The 21418-nt window shown below is 46.8% G+C and carries 18 protein-coding genes; 7 read left to right on the forward strand and 11 right to left on the reverse strand.

The features are described from left to right. Window positions 1-185: 185 nt before the first annotated feature. From ACYCSE_RS02000 to ACYCSE_RS02010, 3 genes are all read right to left on the reverse strand, one after another. A complete protein-coding gene (locus ACYCSE_RS02000; RefSeq protein ID WP_459701123.1) occupies window positions 186-1811 on the reverse strand; it encodes a S8 family serine peptidase in 1626 nt (541 codons plus the stop codon). Between the two features lie 519 nt (window positions 1812-2330). Then, complete coding sequence (locus ACYCSE_RS02005) at window positions 2331-4112, reverse strand: SulP family inorganic anion transporter (RefSeq protein WP_459701125.1); 1782 nt, start codon at window positions 4110-4112, stop codon at window positions 2331-2333. 29 nt (window positions 4113-4141) lie between these two features. Next, window positions 4142-4471, reverse strand: a complete 330-nt coding sequence (locus ACYCSE_RS02010; RefSeq protein ID WP_061828729.1) for an ArsR/SmtB family transcription factor — start codon at window positions 4469-4471, stop codon at window positions 4142-4144. Between the two features lie 546 nt (window positions 4472-5017). Here ACYCSE_RS02010 and ACYCSE_RS02015 point away from each other — a divergent pair. The 3 genes from ACYCSE_RS02015 (at window position 5018) to ACYCSE_RS02025 (ending at window position 9172) form a co-directional block, all read left to right on the forward strand. Then, a complete protein-coding gene (locus tag ACYCSE_RS02015; protein WP_336077507.1) occupies window positions 5018-6475 on the forward strand; it encodes an RtcB family protein in 1458 nt (485 codons plus the stop codon). Between the two features lies 1 nt (window position 6476). Next, window positions 6477-7757 carry an AAA family ATPase gene (locus tag ACYCSE_RS02020; RefSeq protein WP_250239969.1) on the forward strand — a complete coding sequence of 427 codons (1281 nt, stop codon included), beginning with the start codon at window positions 6477-6479 and terminating at the stop codon, window positions 7755-7757. Window positions 7758-8017: 260 nt separating this feature from the next. Continuing rightward, a complete protein-coding gene (locus tag ACYCSE_RS02025) occupies window positions 8018-9172 on the forward strand; it encodes an MFS transporter (protein ID WP_254351062.1) in 1155 nt (384 codons plus the stop codon). A gap of 120 nt (window positions 9173-9292) precedes the next feature. Here ACYCSE_RS02025 and ACYCSE_RS02030 read toward each other — a convergent pair whose 3' ends face one another. From ACYCSE_RS02030 to ACYCSE_RS02040, 3 genes are all read right to left on the reverse strand, one after another. Beyond that, on the reverse strand, window positions 9293-10045 hold the full coding sequence (locus tag ACYCSE_RS02030) for an amino acid ABC transporter ATP-binding protein (RefSeq protein WP_061828725.1): 753 nt from the start codon (window positions 10043-10045) through the stop codon (window positions 9293-9295). Window positions 10046-10059: 14 nt separating this feature from the next. Continuing rightward, window positions 10060-10728 carry an amino acid ABC transporter permease gene (locus tag ACYCSE_RS02035; protein WP_023989825.1) on the reverse strand — a complete coding sequence of 223 codons (669 nt, stop codon included), beginning with the start codon at window positions 10726-10728 and terminating at the stop codon, window positions 10060-10062. 73 nt (window positions 10729-10801) lie between these two features. Then, on the reverse strand, window positions 10802-11653 hold the full coding sequence (locus ACYCSE_RS02040) for an amino acid ABC transporter substrate-binding protein (protein WP_069290151.1): 852 nt from the start codon (window positions 11651-11653) through the stop codon (window positions 10802-10804). A 278-nt stretch (window positions 11654-11931) separates the two neighbouring features. Between ACYCSE_RS02040 and ACYCSE_RS02045 the strand changes: the two genes are divergently transcribed. Next, window positions 11932-13233, forward strand: a complete 1302-nt coding sequence (locus ACYCSE_RS02045) for an MFS transporter (RefSeq protein WP_069290152.1) — start codon at window positions 11932-11934, stop codon at window positions 13231-13233. A 126-nt stretch (window positions 13234-13359) separates the two neighbouring features. Here ACYCSE_RS02045 and ACYCSE_RS02050 read toward each other — a convergent pair whose 3' ends face one another. Then, entirely contained in the window at window positions 13360-13617 is a 258-nt protein-coding gene (locus ACYCSE_RS02050) for a GlsB/YeaQ/YmgE family stress response membrane protein (RefSeq protein WP_025686368.1), read from the reverse strand. Between the two features lie 300 nt (window positions 13618-13917). Between ACYCSE_RS02050 and ACYCSE_RS02055 the strand changes: the two genes are divergently transcribed. Continuing rightward, complete coding sequence (locus ACYCSE_RS02055) at window positions 13918-14181, forward strand: YkgJ family cysteine cluster protein (RefSeq protein WP_459702464.1); 264 nt, start codon at window positions 13918-13920, stop codon at window positions 14179-14181. Window positions 14182-14217: 36 nt separating this feature from the next. Then, window positions 14218-15168, forward strand: a complete 951-nt coding sequence (locus ACYCSE_RS02060; RefSeq protein ID WP_459701130.1) for an acetylxylan esterase — start codon at window positions 14218-14220, stop codon at window positions 15166-15168. Window positions 15169-15337: 169 nt separating this feature from the next. Here the strand turns inward: ACYCSE_RS02060 and ACYCSE_RS02065 are convergent, their stop codons facing one another. Further along, entirely contained in the window at window positions 15338-15661 is a 324-nt protein-coding gene (locus tag ACYCSE_RS02065; protein ID WP_025723814.1) for a DUF3817 domain-containing protein, read from the reverse strand. 152 nt (window positions 15662-15813) lie between these two features. Between ACYCSE_RS02065 and ACYCSE_RS02070 the strand changes: the two genes are divergently transcribed. Then, the gene (locus ACYCSE_RS02070) at window positions 15814-16818 is read left to right on the forward strand and encodes an LLM class flavin-dependent oxidoreductase (protein ID WP_165178664.1); all 1005 of its coding nucleotides are present in this window, start codon (window positions 15814-15816) and stop codon (window positions 16816-16818) included. A 321-nt stretch (window positions 16819-17139) separates the two neighbouring features. Here the strand turns inward: ACYCSE_RS02070 and ACYCSE_RS02075 are convergent, their stop codons facing one another. The 3 genes from ACYCSE_RS02075 to dhaK all read right to left on the reverse strand — a co-directional run bounded on the left by ACYCSE_RS02075 (window position 17140) and on the right by dhaK (window position 21417). Then, on the reverse strand, window positions 17140-18774 hold the full coding sequence (locus tag ACYCSE_RS02075) for a cellulase family glycosylhydrolase (RefSeq protein WP_459701133.1): 1635 nt from the start codon (window positions 18772-18774) through the stop codon (window positions 17140-17142). Window positions 18775-19178: 404 nt separating this feature from the next. Further along, window positions 19179-19430: a hypothetical protein gene (locus ACYCSE_RS02080; protein ID WP_025723818.1), complete on the reverse strand. Its 252-nt coding sequence runs from the start codon at window positions 19428-19430 to the stop codon at window positions 19179-19181. Window positions 19431-19656: 226 nt separating this feature from the next. Beyond that, window positions 19657-21417, reverse strand: a complete 1761-nt coding sequence (gene dhaK, locus ACYCSE_RS02085; protein WP_459701136.1) for a dihydroxyacetone kinase subunit DhaK — start codon at window positions 21415-21417, stop codon at window positions 19657-19659. Window position 21418: the final 1 nt, after the last annotated feature.

Below are 21418 nucleotides of genomic sequence, written 5' to 3' on the forward strand. Positions count from 1 at the left end.
TTTTATATTCTTTTATGTACGAAAACCCCTTTTTTGCGGCTACGTAATAGTGCATTACACGGTTAACAGGTGTATGCAATCTCTGTACGAGCCGCTCAAAGGGATTTTCGGGGGTCTTTCTTAATCCTATCTTTCGCTCTATATCTTGTTCATTGGAAGTCGCTTATGGGATTTTTGCAAAATCCTCACTTAAGTACGGAGTTCACCGCAGCAAGCGCGTCGATCAGACCATATCCGTAACCATTGTTCGGTGAAGTCCGATACTGGCTATCTGTCAGCGGCGTCGCTGTTTTTGAAATAACATCCTCCAGTTGATCCACAGTCAAAGATGGCTTGGCCTGAAGCAGTAATGCCGCTAATCCAGCAGTATGCGGGCCTGCCATGGAGGTACCGTTCCATCCCCCCTCATACACTCCGCCCGGTACAGAAGAACGGATGTTGACACCAGGAGCCGAAATTTCAGGCTTCACTTCGCCATAAGGAGAAGGACCGCGCAGCGAGAAGCTAGCCAGCTTGTTGTTAATGTCCGTGGCTCCTGTCGCATAGGCTTCCGGCAGATTTGCCGGATTGGCTACAGACCCAGGTCCGCCCGGATTGGACAATGTTGTGTTGCCTGCGGAGAACTCAGGGAAAATCTGAGCCGCTCTCCACGCCTTGGTGACTGGACGATACCATTCATCCAGGCCAGGTCCGCCGCCCCAAGAGTTATTCACCACATCCGGTGCAAGCTCAGGGTGCTTTTTACCGTTTTTATCTACAGGAGCAAGAATCCACTGCCCACCGTCCAGTAAGATGGAGTCGGTCGTATCTGGATTGAATACTCGAACCGCAATCCATTTGGCGCCAGGGGCAACACCGATTTCATTCGTACCGTTGCTGTCCGATCCAACGCTCGTACCCATCGTATGTGTACCATGTCCATTTGAATCAGTCGGCAGTGATGCTCCATCAACCGCATCATACCAGCTCAGTTCTGGATTAACGACCTGACCGGAAGCGTTCGTACCACGCCATTTTCTTTTCAACGCCGGGTGAGTATATTCAACGCCTGTATCCAGATTGGCGACTACAATGCCTTTGCCGTCAATGCCTTTGGCCCAGACCTGTGGTGCTTTGATTTTAGAGATATTCCACTCGACACGGCTTGGTGTTACCGCATCCTTATACACGGATTCTTCCACCGATTTTTGCGCATTCTCTTCCGTCACAGCCGTATCTACAGCGGCCTGATCTGCAACCGCTTGGTCAGCTGTAGATTCCTCAACTACGGGCTGGGCATCCTTATCTATTTCTACCTTTTGCAGTTCCCGCTTTTCATCCGGTAAAATTTTGTCGATCTCAGGAAGTGTGGCGAGATTATCCATGACCTCTTTGGTGCTGGTTACCGCAAATGCGTTCACGATAAAGTAACTCTTGTACTTTTTGACGTTTCCGTTATTGACTTCCTTCTTTAAGTATTCCTCCACAGATTGTTGCGTTTTTTCTGCTGTATCCATGAGAGAGTTCACAACCGTTGTACGTACAGAAAGTTTAGCAGCAGCGGGTGAAATTTGCTCTGCAGAGGCCTTTTGGAAAGCATGCTTGGCAACTGACTCCGTATCCACCTGATCTTTTAATTTAACCAGATAGGTGACATACTCACTGGCACTGAATTGTTGGTTCAGCTTGGCAGAAACCTTGGCGGAAATCGTCGATGCTCCTGCTGAGGTGGTTGTGCTGGAATCACCATATACCGGAGAAATCAGAGAAAAAGCAAGAAGAGCGGTAAAACTGACCGACAGCGTCTTTTTGATATTTTTCGACTTAATCAATACTTTCCATCTCCCTTTACTTGGTTTTTTAATTCTCAAGGACAGCCTTCCGGGCAGCTACGTCAAAAGCTCACAAAATAGCCTCTGGTACTCACCTCCTTTAAAAAATATAGATTCCGCCGAGGTGATATCCATAGGTCATCATTCTGAGGTGAACAACCCTTGGTGCAGACCGTAAAGAACGAGCATCGGGTAGAAACAGGTGGACAAGTTTGAAAATGATAAGTGAAAAAAATGAAGAGAAAGGTAGGATAAGAAATTTAGAAGTAATCGAGGAGGTTAATGTGCAAGTATTAAAATACAATTTAAAACAAAAGAATGAAACATATGGTATCTTTTGAATCTAGTATAGTGTCATAAAATCAGATATTCAAGCATTTTTTTGAATTTTATTCCTTTTTTTCTTGAAGAAGAGAAAAATCTCTTCCATTTTCGAAGCAAATGCAAGTCTTTGTTATGCACTTGGTTTCGGGGATTAGAAGAGATTTTTCGGCATTCAGCAACAAATTTAAAAGAGTGTTATCTGCCGCTATTTACAGGTATGGGAACCGAAACGGCTCCATCTGTAAAGGAAGATTTGGTTTGCTGCGATCTGCGGCACAGACTCGTACATTCTCGGAAAGCCATTTGCCTACATCCACAGCAATGATCCTGATTCACCAGTGCAAGGGCAGCCGTCAGGGCCTCTCCTGTATGTTCGAAAAAATGCTTTTGTCCAATCATGTCGTAGCATCCGGTTTTCTGTAGTAATGCCCGCGGTTGAGGCTGGAGCCCAGAAACAAGCACCGTTCCGCCAGACTGCCGGTATTTCTGAATTAATGCGGTAAAGTTACCTTCTCCCGTCATATCCATAAAAGGGACCTTCCCCATACGCAACAACAATATCCCTTGTAGGTGGTCAGTCCGACCTCCCACACCTGAGTTTTCCAATACCGAGGCTGCACCGAAAAATAAAGGGCCTTCCACATTGTAAATAGCCACCTGTGGACAATCATGCTGATCTGTGACCATATGTGCGCCTACTTTTTCATGTTTTACAGAAGGATCAGGAAGTACCTTATCTACTGAAAGTGTACTGCTCATACGTTTAACAAACAATACAACTGCCAGAATTAAACCTACCTCCACAGCCGTTGTCAGCGTCGTAAAAACTGTCAGCAAAAAGGTGACAACCAGCACAATAGAATCCGCTGTCCGCGTTTTGAGAATGTGCGCAAAATGCTTGCGCTCACTCATATTCCAAGCTACTACCATCAGCACCGGAGCCATACTGGCCAACGGAATGTTAGACGCATAAGGTGCGAAAAGCACCAGGATGAGGAGCACCACGAACCCATGTACGATGCCTGACATAGGAGAAACAGCACCGTTACGGATATTTGTGGCGGTGCGGGCAATTGCACCTGTCGCAGGAATGCCGCCGAACAGCGGTGTCAGCAAATTAGCTATCCCTTGTCCAACCAGTTCACGATTGCTGTTATGCCGGGCTCCCGTCATACCGTCAGCTACCACCGCTGAAAGCAAAGATTCAATAGCTCCCAGCATTGCAATAACAAGTGCTGGCGGCAAGAGTTTCACGATCAAATCCCACGTCATCACAGGAATATGTAGCTCAGGCAAAGATGCTGGAATTGCGCCATACGCAGAGCCAATCGTAGCCACCTGCCCTGGAAAAAGTAAAGCTGCCACCAGTGTTGACAAGAGTAGACCAACCAGTGAGCCGGGTATCTTGGGCCATTTTTTAGGCACCAAAATAAGCGCGGCAAGACAGATACAAGCCGTCAGGATACTATATACATTCAGTGAAGGAAGTCGATGGATGAGCTCTGCCATGGAAGGCAGAAAAGTTTCATGCCGCTCTACCCCGCGCAAGCCGAGAAAGTTAGCAATCTGACCGCTGAATATCGTCACGGCAATTCCGGCCGTAAAGCCAATTGTTACTGGCTTGGGAATAAACTTAATCAGTGCCCCCAGCCTTAGCACACCCATTAAAATGAGCATAATGCCCGCCATAAAACCAGCTATGAGTAGGTTCTCATAACCGTATTGCATGACAATAGCCAGCAAAATCGGAATAAATGCACCCGTAGGTCCTCCGATCTGGAATTTTGACCCTCCCAGTAGCGAAACCAAAATTCCCGCAACAATGGTCGTATACAGCCCATATTCCGGCTTTACTCCTGATGCAATGGCAAACGCCATACCAAGCGGAATCGCCACAATCGCTACAATACTTCCGGAAATGAGATCCTTACGCAAAGCTCCTGCGTTATAGCCTTCGAACCTTCCTATCCACTTCATTCCTGTAACCCTTCTTTTCTGTAATAGCATTACTTCTCGTTACGTATACCTTCCAGCAACGAGATCGCTTCGACCAAATGATTGTCAAAAATCCGCCGCGCCACCGCAAGCAGCTCCTTCAAAAGCGGATCACGTAGTGAATACACGACCGATGTACCTTCCTTGAAACTGTTCACCAAATTTTTGGCTCGTAAAACGGCCAATTGCTGCGATACGGCAGAACCTTCGGAACCGAGCGCAGTCTGTAGCTCGTTCACATTCCGTTCCCCTTCACTCAGCACCTCCAAAATGCGGATGCGCAGAGGGTGAGCCAATGCTTTGAAAAAGTCGGCCTTAAATTTCTGGAGATCTCCTTCCATGCCTGCTCCGTCCCCCTCACAGAATTGTCCTATAAACGTTCAACAATATCTGAATATTTGAATATTTAGTACAATATCAGCTTTGGGCCAATTGAACTATGATGTTACTCACACTTCACCGTGAGTAAAGTCACATTTCCCCACACTTCTACCTTTCAGGGTTGACAGCTTCCACAGGTTTCCATTAACATAGCAATTAACTTTAAGAAAAGGGGGCCGACAGACATGACTGAGCTTTACATGATAACGACAGACAGGCAGCATAGCACAACCACATATTTGAGTTTTCGTCTCATCGGCCCCGTTCGGGCGACATGATGGGTGATATCACGCTGTCTGACGGCGTGATTAGCCAGGCTTTTTTATTTTTTTATGCTATTGGAAGAACAGGTTATTTTACGTATTTATGATGTGTTGATCATAAAATGTAATGACACTTTCGGTGCAGGAAGCCGTAGACGACAAGTCTGCGGCTTTTTTGTTTTTTTTATATCTTTTTATGCAAGTATTTATGAATTTACTTGAAGAAGGGAACTACCCATTTATATGAATATACAACATACAACCGACTCGTCCTTGCATGAAGGACCATACAGCCATCTGATGAAGCTTCCGGCAGGTGATCTGACCGTATATGCTTCTCAGCAACTTTTCTCCTCACTAGATTACAAGGTGTTCGAGATGGCTAATAACAATTTACAAATTCCGGGTATCCGCTATATGGGATACACACCAGATGTACATGTAGGCGTCGGAACCTGCATCGGTACAACTGCTGTATGGGGGATGGAGGACGGCTATGTATCTCCCTCCATCGTTGGCAGCGATATTGGCTGCGGCATGCGCGTACATCTGACCAATCTGCACAAGGATGCTTTGAAGGAAACCAAGCTGCGACGTAAGCTGGTCAAAACCATTGACAAATACTTGCCCATGGAAGCCCACCAGCGCGGGCATTATTCGGATATCCGACTGGAGCATATTGTACGCAAGGGTCTGCACGGCTTACCCAACAAATATATTCCGGACAGCTACACTCCTAAGAAATCCACCTCACTCACCCATGTAGAGCACAGTAAGTTCTCCTTTGACGAGGAGGTGCTGAATCTTGTCGAAGATCGTACGTGGCATCGGGCTCACCGACAGCTCGGCACGCTGGGTGGAGGCAATCATTTCGTCGAAATTCAGGCGATTGAAATCGCGGAGGAAAACCGCGAAACAGCTGAAGCTTGGGGCATGTTCGACGGTCAGGTGGCTGTGATGATTCATTCGGGATCACGGGCTTGGGGTGGAGCAGTCAGCCAGGCCAGTTCATCTGCCATTGCCAAGGCAATGAGCCGTCTCGGGCTCGGTACCTCCGACCCAAGACTAGTATTCGCACCGCTGGATCACCCCGAGGCTGCACATTATGTCGATATGATGTATTCGGCGCTGAATTATGCTGTGGTGAACCGACATCTCATCGCATACTCCGTGCGTGAAGCCTTCCGCGATGTCTTTGGTACAAAGTGCGAGTTGCGTACTTTGTACGATCTAATGCACAATTATGCTTGGGAGGAATCCCATCCGGATCACGGCAGCGTGTTTGTGCATCGTAAAGGTGCTACGCGTGCTCTTCCAGCAGGACACCCCGACAATCCGCGGCCTTATCAGGCGACAGGGCATCCAGCCCTGATCCCCGGCTCTATGGGGACAGCCTCTTATATTATGGTAGGTTTACCGGGCGGTCAGGATAACTTCCACTCCATTTGCCATGGAGCAGGCCGGATTCGCTCGCGTTCTGCGACCAAACGACTCGTCAGTGTGGACGATTTTGCAGGGGCCCTGGGTGTAGGGACAGACGATGAAATTGTGGTCAATCAGGCATCACTTGAAAGCATTATCGACGAGTCTCCACAGGCCTACAAAAATGTAGATGATATTATCGAAAGTGTCACCGGGGCAGGACTCGCAGCAGTTGTAGCCAAATGCAAGCCGCTGGCCGCCCTGAAAGGAGCCAAATAATTTGAGTATAGACATCCCAGCTATTTACGAATTTGATGAACGTACAGATGGACGCATTACCGGTTATGCCGCTTATGCCCGTCTAATCGACGGTATCAGTGAAGCACTCTATAACCGCTATGGTGTAAAATACGTGCTGTATGCCAGCGATGATCCCAATATTGAGTATTGGGATCTGCTGGAGGAAGATATTCGTTCAGGCAGTCCCGATCTGGAACATGTGGCACGGGTCTTCGATCGTTTGGAGGAACGCACCATCCAGTATGACGATGACGGACCGACTCCTGAATACGGCGTGCATCTGTCGATGCGTAATAATGTATTCGCCTATCCCAAGTGGGGCATCGCGCTGGCGCGAGTTCCCTTTTTCCGTGAGAATGGCGTGTACAATGAAGATTACGTATTTGCGATAGGCGACCAGGAGCTGCAAGGCTTCCTCGCGGGAGTACGCGGTCGTGAACGTAAGCAGAATATGAAGCGTGTCACCGTTTTTACCGACACAAGCCGTGGACTTTCTCGGCAGGCAGAGCCGATAACCCGCGCAATTACGCGGGATGACGTGATTTTGAAAGCGGAAATCAAACGGGATATTTTCCGATCACTTGATCAGTTTTTTGAAGCGGATCGTACCTTCTATCAGACTTATAACATTCCTTATAAGCGTGGTATTTTGCTATATGGCCATCCGGGCAACGGTAAAACAACACTTGTAAAATCTATTGCCAGCAGTGTACCGGGTCCGGCAGCCTACTGGCAAATTACGGAGTATACAACCAGTGAATCGGTCAAAGAGGTGTTCGAGGCGGCTACTCGCCTGGCTCCGATGGTACTGGTTATTGAGGACATTGATTCCATGCCTCAGGAGGTGCGTTCCTTTTTCCTGAATACCCTCGACGGTGCTACATCCAAGGAGGGCATCTTCCTGATCGGAACGACCAATTATCCCGAAAAAATCGACCCGGGTCTGATGAACCGGGCAGGGCGTTTCGATCGGGCCTATGAAATCAGTTTGCCTGACGAAGCGCTGCGACTGGCATATCTCAAGCTGCGTAACTTCCTTGTTTTTGCAGGGGAAACAGGTACACAGAAGGCGGCAGCCATGACTGACGGTTTTTCCCTGGCTCAGCTCGGAGAACTGTATGTCAGCACGGCTCTGGAGTGGCATGAGCAGGGAAAAGCCGATATTGAACTGATTATCAAAGGTATGCGAGGCGAGCTCGATAAGAGCCGTAAGCAGGACTGGTTAAAAAATGTGGCCGAAGGACGTGTTGGGTTCTTCTGATTTATCCTCTCATTGCCTTATAAAGAAATTTATGTTATATTGATAAACAATAAAGTATCGAAAGGGTGACCTTAAGCCAATGATCTACTAATCCTATTCCACCAAAGAAAAAATCGTAATCTTACGAATTTTCTGGATAGGATTAGTGTAGGCTTTGGGTATTCACGATAAGCGCATTGCTTCTTTGACGGGAGCAGTGTATCTTCTTGTTCGTACGTCTACCTCCTATCCAGAAACCAATGGATCAGGAGGTTTTTTGCATGAAAAGAATACTTGGAATCCTAATGATTAATATCTTCATCGTTATGGTGGGCGTTGGTTTAATTACCCCCATCCTGCCAGAACTGATCATTGAATTTGGTGCCAGTGGGCGGGCGATCGGTTTATTGGTAGCAGCCTATGGAGTGACACAATTCCTGCTCTCTCCAATGACTGGGCAACTGTCTGATCGATATGGGAGAAAAGCATTCATCGTCGTAGGTGGCATTGTTTTTGCTGTAGCTAAATTTATCTTTGCTATCGGAGATGAGTTATGGATGCTGTATACCTCAAGACTTCTGGAAGGAATGGCAGCAGCCCTGATTATTCCGCCCATGATGGCATATGTGGCGGATATTACAACAACCGAAGAACGTGCCAAAGGAAATAGCCTGCTAGCCGCAGCCATGTCATTCGGATTTGTCATCGGTCCTGGACTTGGTGGTCTTCTTGCAGGATATGGAACGAGAGTGCCGCTGTATATAGCAACGGGTGCGGCTATTATTGCAGTTATTTTTTCAATGATTTGTTTACCTGAAAGTTTGACGAAAGAACAAATGAAGGCAGCTCGGGCAAGAATTTCTCGGAAGGAATCTATGTACAAACAATATGTGAGATCGTTAAGGTCAAAGTATGCGATGCTCTTTGTACTTGTTCTGGTGATGACCTTTGGACTCGCTAATTTTGAATCTGTTCTTGGTTTATATGTAACGAACCGCTTCCAATTCTCGCCGCAAGATATTTCAATTATTCTAACCGCAGGTGCTGTGATCGGAGTCGGTATGCAGGCACTAGTTGTTGCTAAAATAATTAATAAGTTTGGTGAACAAAGGGTGATCAAAGGTTCGCTTCTTTTCACCTCAGCTGCTTATATTTTGTTTCTTTTCGCCATAGATTTTTGGAGTATCTTTCTTCTCACTTCCCTTATTTTCTTTGCTACCGCTATGCTTCGTCCAGCTCTTAATACACAATTATCGAAGATGGCAGGGAATGAGCAAGGATATGTAGCTGGTATGAATAATGCCTATATGAGTGTCGGGAATATTGTCGGCCCCACTCTAGCGGGATTTTTATTTGATACAAATATGTTCGCACCATTCATAGCAGGCTGTTGTATTCTATTGGGTACTTTTTTGCTTACATTAAAAATGAAATAAAAGAGGACAACTGATGAGTAAAAGGCAGCTACGGGTGCGGGGCTTATTTTTCAACGCCCGCCTGTAGCTGCCTTTTTATTCTGTCTAATCGCTTATATTTAACAAACACTCAAATTCCCTTTATTCTGCTTCCCCGCTTAGACGATTCAAAAATTGAATAGCCCGCGAACTGGTCGGCTGCTCCAAAACCTCATGCGGCGTACCCTGCTCAACGATTACACCCTGATCCATCAAAATCACATGGTCCGCCACCTCAGCTGCAAACTTCATTTCATGGGTGACAATAACCATGGTCATCCCTTCAGCAGCCAGTTGCTTTATGACCTTAAGCACCTCACCTACTAACTCAGGATCAAGCGCAGAGGTCGGTTCGTCGAACAATAGTACCTCAGGTTCGACAGCCATTGCCCGGGCAATACCGACCCGTTGCTGCTGTCCTCCCGATAACTGATGAGGATAGGATTCCGCTTTATCAGCCAACCCCACTTTTTTTAGCAATTCCAATGCACGTTTGCGCGCCTCGTCCTTGCTCTTTTTCTGAACCGTGACTTGTCCCTCCATCACATTTTGTACGGCTGTCATATGCGGGAAGAGGTTGTAGGATTGAAATACCATCCCTGTCCGCTTTCGCAGCGCCAAAATGTTTTCTTGCCGGAGCTTCGTTCCTTTCGCAAAATTCAGTGCAATATCCCCTACTTGGATCTCTCCTTGGTCAGGAACCTCCAGCAAATTCAAGCAGCGTAAAAGCGTTGTTTTACCAGAGCCGGAAGGACCAATGATAACAAGCACTTTCCCCTTATCCAACGTCACGTCAACACCCTTAAGCACTTCCAGCGAGCCGAACGATTTGTGTATATTCCGAATTTGGATCACCGGTACAATCTCCTTTATCTGACGGAAAAACGGCCTAGTCGCTTCTCCAGGTAATTTTGCAGCACAGTCAAAATGGTGCTAAACAGCAGGTAAATAACTCCCGCCTCGGTATACACCAATAGCGGTTCGTATGTGGTAGCTACAATCTGGTTAGCCGTTCTGAACATTTCCACATAGGTGATGGTCGCAGCCAGTGAGGTATCCTTCACCAAGCTGATGAATGAATTAGCCAACGGAGGTACGGACACACGGGATGCTTGCGGAAGCACGATACGACGCAATACTTGCCATCGCGTCATCCCCAAGGAGTACCCCGCCTCCCATTGGCCTTCCTGAATGGATATGATAGCCGCACGCATAATTTCAGAGCTATAAGCCCCTACGCTGAGAGTAAAGCCGATCACTGAAGCAATAAACGGGTCCAGTGTAATACCTACGGAAGGTAAACCATAGAAAATAATATACAATTGCACCAGCAAAGGAGTTCCTCGAATCACCCATACATAGAAGCCGAAAATCAGCTTGAGTATTCTCCATTTGGACAGCCGGGCCAACGCTGTAATCAGCGCCAGCACGAGTCCAAGAGCAAAGGAGATAAGCGTGAGCGGAATCGTAAAAGAAACCCCTGCTTTAAGCAGAGGCAATAATGAATCGATAATGATTTGTATTTGGCGATCATCCATTGTACAGACATCCTTTGAAAAGATAGGTTTGGGAAGATTCGGTTCGACTTGGCGAACGTTGGGTCTTCATTTATTATTTGGATACGTCAGCTCCAAAATATTTCTCGGAAATTTTCAGGTACGTACCGTCAGCCTTCATATCAGCCAGCGCTTTGTTTACTTCCTTGATCAAATCTTCGCTGCCTTTATTGAATACAGCTGCGCTGTGTGAAGCATCTGAAGATTCGTCCACCTTTTTAATTGGTGCGTCAGGCTTTTGCTTTTTCAGATCAAGATAGGATAATCCATCATTGACGGTCGCATCCACCCGCTTGGAAGTCAGGAGGTCAATGGCTTGGTTGAATCCCTCTGTTGCCACAATTTCTGCGCCGTTGCTTTTCGCGATTTGAGTCAGGTTACTGGTCAGGGACTGCCCAGCCTTTTTCCCTTTTAGATCAGCAAATTTCTGGATGTCTGTATTGTCTTCGCTTACGATCAGAACTGCCTTGGAGACAATATACGGATCGGAAAAATCATATTTTTGCTTGCGCTCATCTGTAATGGATACTTCATTGAACACCGTGTCAAACCGCTTGGAGTTCAACCCTGCGAATATGCCGTCCCATTGCGTCTCGATAAACTCCGGTTGTACACCCAGGCGTTTGCTCACTTCAGTCGCAATATCGACATCGAAGCCTGTCAGTTTCCCTGCAGCATCATGGTAGGTAAACGGAGCATAGGTGCCTTCCGTGCCAATTCTTAGCTTGCCGCTTGCTTTTACAGATTCAAGAGTAGCAGTAGCAGTAGTATCTGCTTTTCCATTATTAGATCCGTTATCTCCGGTAGATGCATTATTGTTACTGGCGCCTTTATCGTTGTTACCGCAGGCCGAAACCAGCAATGCCATCACGATGAGTACAATCGGCAAAAAACTAAATTTTTTCATGGTATCCACACTCTTTCCCTTTTTCTTGATAACCTAGCACGCGGCTGGTCATTGAATAGTACATCATTCATTTTCACGCGTCAATGCTTTTATCCAATAATCCCTATGCAAAAGGTAAGCTATATATCTTTGCAGCCTAAAGTTATTCTAGGTTGACTCTTTCATTGGCAGGCTATTCATTATAACTCCCCTCACTGCAACTTTTTCTGTACCCTTACGTTAGAGATTTCGTATAATAGGTTTTAATATGCAGTTTAGAAATATACCGGAGTGTGATCATGGATACCCAAAATTCAACCTTATCCTCTACATCACCTGAAGGAAGTCACTCGGCCTGGGCTACCTTCACTTCACCTTTAAAACAATCCAAAGCGTTCACTTTGTTGTGGCTTGGACATTGGATCGCAATGTTGGGGAGCTCAGTCACCACAGTCATTTTGCCACTGGTTATCTATTCCCTAACAGGCTCGACTACTATTATGGGACTGGCGATGACTGTTTATATGTTGCCTAACGTACTTATTCTGCCTTTCGCAGGCATGATCGTGGATAGAATTGACCGAATTCGTCTCCTTCTGTTTACGAATATCGCCCGGTTTGGACTGATGTTCATTGCGGCGGTGCTGATGTTTACAGGCGGAATGAAATTGCCGGTTCTATTCGTTGGCCTAGCGTTGTACGGATTGATGGACGGTATCTTTAATCCTGCTTATTCTGCCTTACGTGCACAGGTATTCACACCGGACATACGCAATGCAGCCAACGCACTTAGCCAGATCAGTATACAAGCCGTCCGTCTACTTGGCCCTCCGTTAGGAGGCTTCATTGTATCTTTTTCCTCACCTGGTGTTGGCTTTGGACTGGATTCTATCGCTTATCTGATATCTTTTGCCTGTTTTTGGATGTTAAGCGCTCATTTGGCCTCCATCATCGGCAAAGGTCAGGTAGATCCAGAACAGCAAGATCAGGGTAAGCAGCATTTTCTCAAGGATTTTATCGCAGGCTTTACCATTCTCAAAAGCCACCCCTGGCTATGGATTACGATTCTTGCCTTTTCCTTCATTAATATTTGTTATTCAGGCATTATCGCTGTACTCATTCCGTGGCTGTTCAAGGTTCATCATGGCTACAGTCCAGTCGTATACGGCATTGCGATGGCAAGTAGCGGCATTGGCGCTATGCTGGGGGCCTTTGTGTATGGATCACGCAAGCATTGGAAGCATCGCGGTCTACTCGCTTACTTAGGAGCTTTTGTCAGCGGTCTTGCTTTACTACTGTTGTCTGTAGTCACTTGGATGCCAGGACTGATTATGAGCATGATGCTCGAAGGATTTGGCATTATGATATTTGCGATTATCTGGGAGACAAGCCTCCAGGAATTAGTCCCAGCCGAGTCTTTTGGACGTGTAGCTAGTCTGGATCTAATGTTTTCCTTTGCCCTGCTCCCTGTCGGCTATCTGGCAGTAGGTGCTGTGGCAGATAAGCTTGGTGGTATGTTCACAATTGGCATGTTTGCAACCATCGGCATGTGTATCGTGCTGGGCGTTCTAAGTGTTCCTCATATCAGGCGGTTTCAATAGGAAAAATTCGTCATTTTCCTCAAAAAAAGCTGCTCCCACAGGTTCATTTTCGAACCTTGCGGAAGCAGCTTTTTTCATTTTAGTCCTAATCCCCATAGGGGCTAGTCTATTCAATGATTCGTAAAGTTAACCCCTGCTCCGTCCAACGGAACGGAAGATCAAGCTTACAATCACGACCAGCACAATCGCACCAATTAATGCAGGAACGATGTAGAACGATCCGATTTCAGGACCCCAGTCTCCCAGAATCAAGCTACCCAACCATGCACCGATAAAGCCAGCGATGATGTTACCTATCACGCCACCCGGAACATCACGACCTGCGATAATTCCTGCCAACCAACCAATAATACCACCAACAATCAATGCCCATAACCAACTCATTTTGCGTCACCTCGTTTAAGTTTTTATCGTTGTGTTCTATTATTAACCACTCGAACTCCTTTTGAACACACAGAAGACAATTGGTTAATATTACCACCGAACGAAACACTGATTTAGGGGCTTGATACCATCCTACGTGCCTCTACGACTATTTATACACCCCTAGTGTAAAAAGTGTGTCTAATGTGCGCTTATCCTTGTATTCCTGCTTTTTTTGTGCCATCCTCACATTATGGCTTCATTAATGTCACTTCATGCATAAGTTACAAAAATAACAGATTAATTAAGGAGTGACCCCAACTGGAGTGTCGAGTAGGATGTGCCGCCTGCTGTATTGCCATTACGATTTCTTCCCCTATTCCTGGCATGCCAGATGGAAAACCAGCTGGTGTTCCTTGCCCTCAGTTAACTTCCGATTACCGTTGCCGATTGTTTGGCAAACCTGAGCGCCCAGTTATATGCAGTGGATTCCATGCTGATGAGGATACGTGTGGAAGCACTAATGAAAGAGCATTTGAGCTGCTAAGAGAGCTGGAGGAGTCAACTTTACCGGGTAAAGCTTAAGGAAAAGTTCATTCTATATGAAGGAGAATTTTAATTATGAATGTTATTGAAAAAAGAATTGCCGAATTGAAGCAATATCGGCCTGATCTTACCGCCCCGAAGGATATAGATTTATTCTGGGCCAATACACTGGAAGAAGTTCACGCCAAACCTGTACATGCGTTCAAAACTCTCGTAGAAACGCCATATCCTCATATTCTTGCTTACCGGGTTACTTTTGAGGGTGTCGATGATACGCCTCTGCATGCCTGGTATGTACGCCCCCGATTTGCCGGAGATCAAAAACTGCCGTGTATCGTTCTGTTTCATGGCTATACAGGCGGAAAAGGCTATCCTGAAGATTATTCCTCCTGGCTCATGCTTGGCTTTGCAGTATTGGCGGTAGATGTGCGTGGTCAGGGAGGAGAAACGGGAGACCGTCTGGGTGATCCTCATGGTACGATTAAAGGCTGGGTAACGAAAGGAATATTGGACAAGGATACCTGCTACTACAAAACAATTACAACCGATGCCCTTAGAGCCGTAGATTGGGTAGCGGAGCAGTCAGATGTCGATTCGGCTAAAATCGCAATCAGTGGCGCCAGTCAGGGCGGCGGACTTTCATTAATGGTGGCTGCGCTCAGCAATAAAGCTGCCATTACGGTAGCGGATATCCCCAATATGTGTCATATGGATTTTGGTATGATGAATTCTACCAGTTCACTGACGGAAGCAGCTGAATTCGCCAACCGATTTCCGGAGCATTTAGAGCAGGTACTACATACATTAAGTTATTTTGACGTGATGAATCTGGCTCATCGTATTCGTACCCCGATCATGGTATCGGTAGGGTTCAAGGATACGGTGTGTATGCCAGAGACAATTTTCGCCGCTTATAACCGTATTGAATCACCGAAAACGATTGAAATTTATCCCTTTACCGGACATTGGGTTGAAGGCTTTCAAAGACGCAAAACGGCAGAATTTTTAGTTCAGCATTTTTCTTAATTCGATTTCCAACGCTCGAAAGTACAATATATAGAATGATTCCTCCGGTGCACAAAAAAAGAACACCACGCATCAAACTGCGTAATGTTCTTTTCTACTGCATCGGGGCCAGTCCCGCTTACGCCCGGATAAACTCCTCGACAACTCACACGAAACAAATCTTCTAAGATTACGATGCAGCTCGCTGTTCTGCTGCCGAATCCCCTGTCCATTTTCGCACCCAAACAAAATCCATAATCATCAGACCAAACGGAATGAAGGAGGCAAACATAATAAAAAGAGGCCGCCGTATAGACCAATGCAGTGCTGTTTTCCCATAGATCAAAGCAACGAGGAGCAACAAAAAGCTCACCCGGTATATGTTACCAATCACCATAACCGCCTGGGTCATGCCCGCAGCTTGCAGGGGCTGGTGGGTGAATAGTATCGCCAAATAAGCTATAGCTTGAATCCAGAGCATGAGTCGGACACGCCCCAAAGGTGTTCTTAACACAAATTTAATCCCCTCTCCATAAGCAAGGATGTTCTCTCATCCTTTACACATCCTTTATTATAACGAAAAGATCCCCAAACTCCAACCTATCCATTTTTGAGTTTTGACCTAATGAGTTGTGTCTGATACAGTTGTGTAAGAGGTGATTATAAATGCTTAAACTGGGTATACTGGACCAGTCTCATATTCCTGAAGGCGGTACTGCTCAGGATGCATTATCCAATACAACAGATTTAGCGCGTGAAGCTGATCAACTGGGATATAGCCGTTATTGGGTATCCGAACATCATGCGTCCAAAACACTAGCGCACTCCAGCCCTGAGGTGCTGATTGCGCATTTGGCTGCTCACACATCACGCATTCGTGTGGGTTCAGGCGGTATTATGCTGCCACACTACAGCGCGTATAAAGTCGCCGAAAACTTCCGCTTGCTGGAGGCGCTCCATCCAGGACGCATCGACCTGGGAATAGGACGTGCTCCCGGTGGTTTACCCCTGGCTACTCGTGCCCTGCAGGAAGGCAAGTATCAATCTGTCGAACAATATCCACAGCAGATTCTCGATTTAATCGACTACTTCCATGATTCGGTGCCTGACAATCATCGGTTTGCCGGTCTTCATGCCTCCCCGATGATATCGACCGTTCCTGAATTATGGTTGCTAGGCTCCAGCGGAGAGAGCGCCAGATTGGCCGCGATGATGGGTGCCTCCTATGCCTTTGCCCAATTTTTCGGGACTCCAGGTGGTGTAGAAGCTACCGCACGTTACCACGAGCAATTCCAGCCTTCGATCCTGGGTGATAAGCCCCATTCCATGGCGGCAGTTACGGTGGCCTGCGCGGAAACCGAAGAGGAAGCTGAGCAGCTGGCGTCCAGTGCTAGTTTGTATTTCCTTTTGCTCATGCAAGGTAAAGAAATGAGTTCTCTTCCGTCGGTGAAAACAGCAATGTCCTATCCGTACACGGAGTTGGATCGTGAGCGTCTGCGTCAGTCCGCAGCCTGGCGTGTTGTGGGTACCCCTGAACAGTGTAAAGAACAGCTGCTAAGACTGGCTGAGCAGTATCGTACCGATGAGTTACTGGTCGTTTCATCCATTCATGACTTTGATAAACGTGTTCAGTCCTACCGTCTGCTGGCCAAAGCTTTTGCTTTGGTATAGACGCAATTGAACGGAGGCTGAGCTTCTGAAACATTAAAACCCCCGCCTGCCTATGATGGCAACAGCGGGGGTTTGTCGTAGAGAAGGGTTCATTGGAACCAACCCCTCTGCACTATGGAAGTAATTCAAGCACCACAAAAGTCGAATATCATATGGTACTTTAGTAGTACATAAACCGACACTAAAGGGTGGGTCGTCCACTCCCAAAGTTCCAGTATCCATATACCAAAGACGTATGCTTTATACTCCAAAGCTTGGAAAGATTGCACCCTAAAGTCCCATACCTTTACTCGTTTCGATAAAGTTAGTAACGGTTAAATTCTAAGGTTCTATACCCCAAACCAGCTTACCCTGCTGATATACAGTGCCATGGTCCCAGTCTGCGAATGCTGTTTGGGTAGCACCATAGGAGTAATCGTTGGTCTCATCAAAATTACTCCAATTTGCAGCATGAATCCGGGGTTGAATTTCTCCACTTTCCCCGCCGGGCTGAATCGTTCCCGCTCCATCTGTGAAAGAAATCTCCACATATTTATCAGCCTTGGCCTTTGGATTCGGCAATGTTACAAAAGTTGCTTTTACCTTTTCAGTGCCAATCCTAGCCCAGTCCACAAAAAACTGTTGAGCTTGTTTGCTTTCATCTGTGTAATAGTAGCGAATTTTTAGATCACTCAGCTTCACAGCTGTTTTTCCTGTGTTTTTTATATTAAATTCAGGACGGATTGCGTTATCCTTGGCGTTCGTGTCACCAGTGCGATACTGAAGCACAATTCCTTGATCGTTACTGCCTGGTGTACTTCCTCCGTTGCCGTTATTGCCGCCGTTGTTGCCACCACCGTTATCACCGCCAGTATTGCCAGTATTGCCAGTATTGCCATCTCCGCCGTTATCCCCACCGTTGTTGTTCCCGCCTCCACCATTGTTGCTGGAGCCTTCCAGAATCGCCTGTTTTACGAATTTGCCGGAAGCCGACAATTGCGAATCAGGCCATCCGCCCTTACGATCAGCACCAGGCAACAGCGCAGCAGAGGTCTCATTTTTATCTGCCAGCGACCAGTTAGTCCAGCTGATTCCACGGCTTGCAAGAAAATCAGTCCATACTTTGGATTCATTCAGGAACGGACCACCGTTACCCGAAGCATCGCTTGTACCCCACTCGGTAGCAAATATGCCCACGCCTTTGTTCAGCGCATAATCGACCCGATCGCGCAAGTACTGTCCATGCGTACCCGCATAGAAATGTACGGTATACATTGTATTCTTGTCTGGAAGTGGATGGTCTGCTGCATCATGTACATCCTGACTCCATGTGCCTGTTCCTACAATAATAATATTGTCCGGGTCCTTAGCTCGAATAACCTGAGATACCTCAGACGCATAAGGTCGGATTTGATTGTTCCAGTTCACATTCCCATTCGGCTCATTGGCAAGTTCATAGATTACGTTAGGCAAATGGCCGTACTGAGTCGAAAATTCATTAAAGAAAGCATTGGCTTCATTTTTATGAATGTTCGGATCGCCATCTGAAAGAATGTGCCAGTCAATAATGACGTACAAGCCCAGTTTCTGTGCTGCCTCAATCGCTTCCTTCACTTTATTTTTCAAAGAAGGGTTGGCAATATAACCATTTTCTTCAGTATACAGTGCAACCCGGAATACGGAAATGCCCCAATCGTCCCGTAGCCATTTCATAGAGTCCTGATTTACCAGATCCCCAAACCATTGGACGCCGTGAGAGCTAATACCTTTGAGCTGTACAGGTTTACCATTTTTATCCACAAGTTTACCATTTTTTACTGAAAGTTGTCCGTAACGTTCCACAGGGGTCGTCCCGGCAGCCTCTGCTGTTTGCGTATTCCAGTTGAATCCGTTCGTTAACGTTAATAGCAATACTGCTGTTAGCATCACCGCTACTCTTTTTGCGATCCTTGGCAGGACCCATTGCCCATTCATCATTTACACGTTCCTTCCTTTTTATAAAGTAGATGAGACTTATCAGTGCGTTGTTCTCTGCTTTTTTACCCCCTCCTTCATACAATAAGAGGATCAGGTCCAAACATCGATGTCACTTACCTGTATATGGATGATACTACTATTATAGTTAGTTTCATGTTACATTTCGACTCTATGATTGAAAATGAACAGGAAGTCACGGTTTTGGGATGTGTTCTGCTTGGTTGGCTACTATAGAATACTAAAGGGACAAAAGACTCATCTACCGATAGCAAAATTCGGAGAATTTTTAGTTGTTTGATAAAAAAAGACTGCTTCCCGTGCCTTGGCTCGGTAGCAGTCTTATAGATGATCTTATATGTGATCGAATAATGTTACAAATTTCGTCTTAACGTAGGATCTCCCTATTACCCCTGAGCAGTTGCTTGAGGTTCTTTGGTCGTCTGATCTTCCTTCATATCGCCGCCATCCGTCGCTTGATCTGTCAGTACAGTCTCAGATGAGTTACCTATTACCTTGTCAATAAGTTGCAGCCAAGGTTCTTCACTACCTCCACAGCTCTCAATATCACCGAGCAGGGACTCTAGCGTGGTTCCTTCTTCTGGCAAATCAATAACTAAACTGTCTTCGTCAACTTGGATGGTGCAGCAGGTTTTCATTGTAAATCCCTCGCTTAATTCATATTTGAGCATGCAGTAAGCTAGCTCAGATGGGATGAACTCCCATGGATTCCGGGATAAGCCCTTTGAATCCGTCTGAAATTATAAACCTAATGCACATCAATTGCAATGAACAAACCTTGAATTTTTAAGAATTAGCGAGTGTTACAGGCAGGAATAGCTATCTAAACGAAGGGTTCGTGCCAGTAATTTTGGATTTATAGAATTAGTTCAAACATTCAGCAAGCTCCGTAAAAATCACTCCAAGCGCATAAGCCCCCGCGTCTGGATAACCAAGGCTTCTCTCTCCTACCGTTCCGGCACGGCCCATGCGCGCCACGATGTCTTCCGTCTTTTTGGCCCCTGATACAGCGGCTTGAGCACCTCTTATAAAGGCTGTCTTCACGTCAAAATCTAATTTCGCGCTCTCCACCCAGCTATCCGCACATGGCACTAATGCATCTATAAGCGTTTTATCGCCCACGACGGCTCCTCTGCCGAAAGAACGTTCGCCTGTCGATTGTATGCCTTGCACCGCAGCCTGCATCATATCTGCAAATTCGGAAACGGTGAGTTCGCTTCGTTCGTCCGCAGATCGTGCCGCTGCGCGAAATGCTGAGCCCCAGATCGGACCCGAAGCGCCACCGCAGTACTCCATGATGACGAGCGAGCATGAATGAAGAAAGGCTCCCATCGTCAAAGAATCTTGATTCAGGATGTCTCTCCATTCCCGTTTCAGCTGACGAAACCCCTTAGCAACGCTCATGCCAAAGTCGCCGTCGCCTGCATGAGAGTCAAGATCGCAGAAAGATACCTCATTCTTGATGATAACCTCGCTCATCTTATCGACTAGGTAGATAAGATTGTTCAACGTAACTTTGTTGTTCTCAATAACCGCGAAGGCAGGGTCCGTTTCTACCTCAAAGGATACTTGCCGATTTTCGTCTGCTACAGTTGAAATATCCGTGAATTCGACATGATCAACAGGTCCAGCCACCTTGAACGCAGGTGCGTTGCTTTCATGGGAAAGGAGCGTTTTCAGTTCGTTGTCCAGCTTCATGATGGAAACCGAGATACCTGCCATATCGATACTCGTCATATAATTGTTGACAAAAGTGCGATCGATCGTGATCCCCTTCGCTGCTAGTTCGCGAGTGACCGAATGGTTGAAGAGGTACAGTTCTTGCAGAGGCGTACCGCCGAAACCATTGATCAACAGGGCGATTTCTCCGCTGAAGCCAGTTTCGATCTGCATGTCTCGAAGGAGATCGGTTACCATTCTGCCTGCCAGCGTATCCGCATCCGTCAGCTTCTCACGGCTGGTCCCAGGCTCGCCGTGAATGCCGACGCCGTACTCGATTTCATCATGCCCGAGCTCTAATGTTGGCGTGCCCTTCGCCGGCACGGTACACGAAGTCAATGCGAATCCGATACTGCGTACATTCGCAGCGGCTTTCTCGGCCACTGCTTTAACTTCCGCCAGACTCCGGCCCTCTTCCGCCGCTGCACCCGCGATCTTATGGACAAGTACCGTTCCCGCCACCCCGCGCCGTCCGACTGTATATAGGCTGTCTTCTACAGCGATGTCGTCCTCAACCTTTACATAGTCCACTTCCAGACCGTCTTCAGTGGCCAAATGGGCGCCGTTTCTAAAGTTCATAATATCGCCGCTGTAATTTTTAATAATCAGCAGCGCACCTTTTTTCCCAGTTGTCGCTCGGATGGCCTGATATACTTGAATCTGTGAGGGAGAGGCGAAGACATCACCGCAGACCGCGGCATCGAGCATCCCTTTGCCAACGAAGCCGGCGTGGGCGGGCTCATGCCCGCTGCCACCGCCGCTGATGAGCGTTACTTTCTCCGCGTTCAATTCCTTTTTCTTGAGCACTTTGTATTTTGGCAGAAATTCCAATTCGGGATGCGCAAGCGCAATACCACTGCACATCTCAAGGACCAAATTTTCCGCACGGTTGATGACCTTTTTCATG

It is taken from the genome of Paenibacillus sp. SEL1, assembly GCF_054602535.1.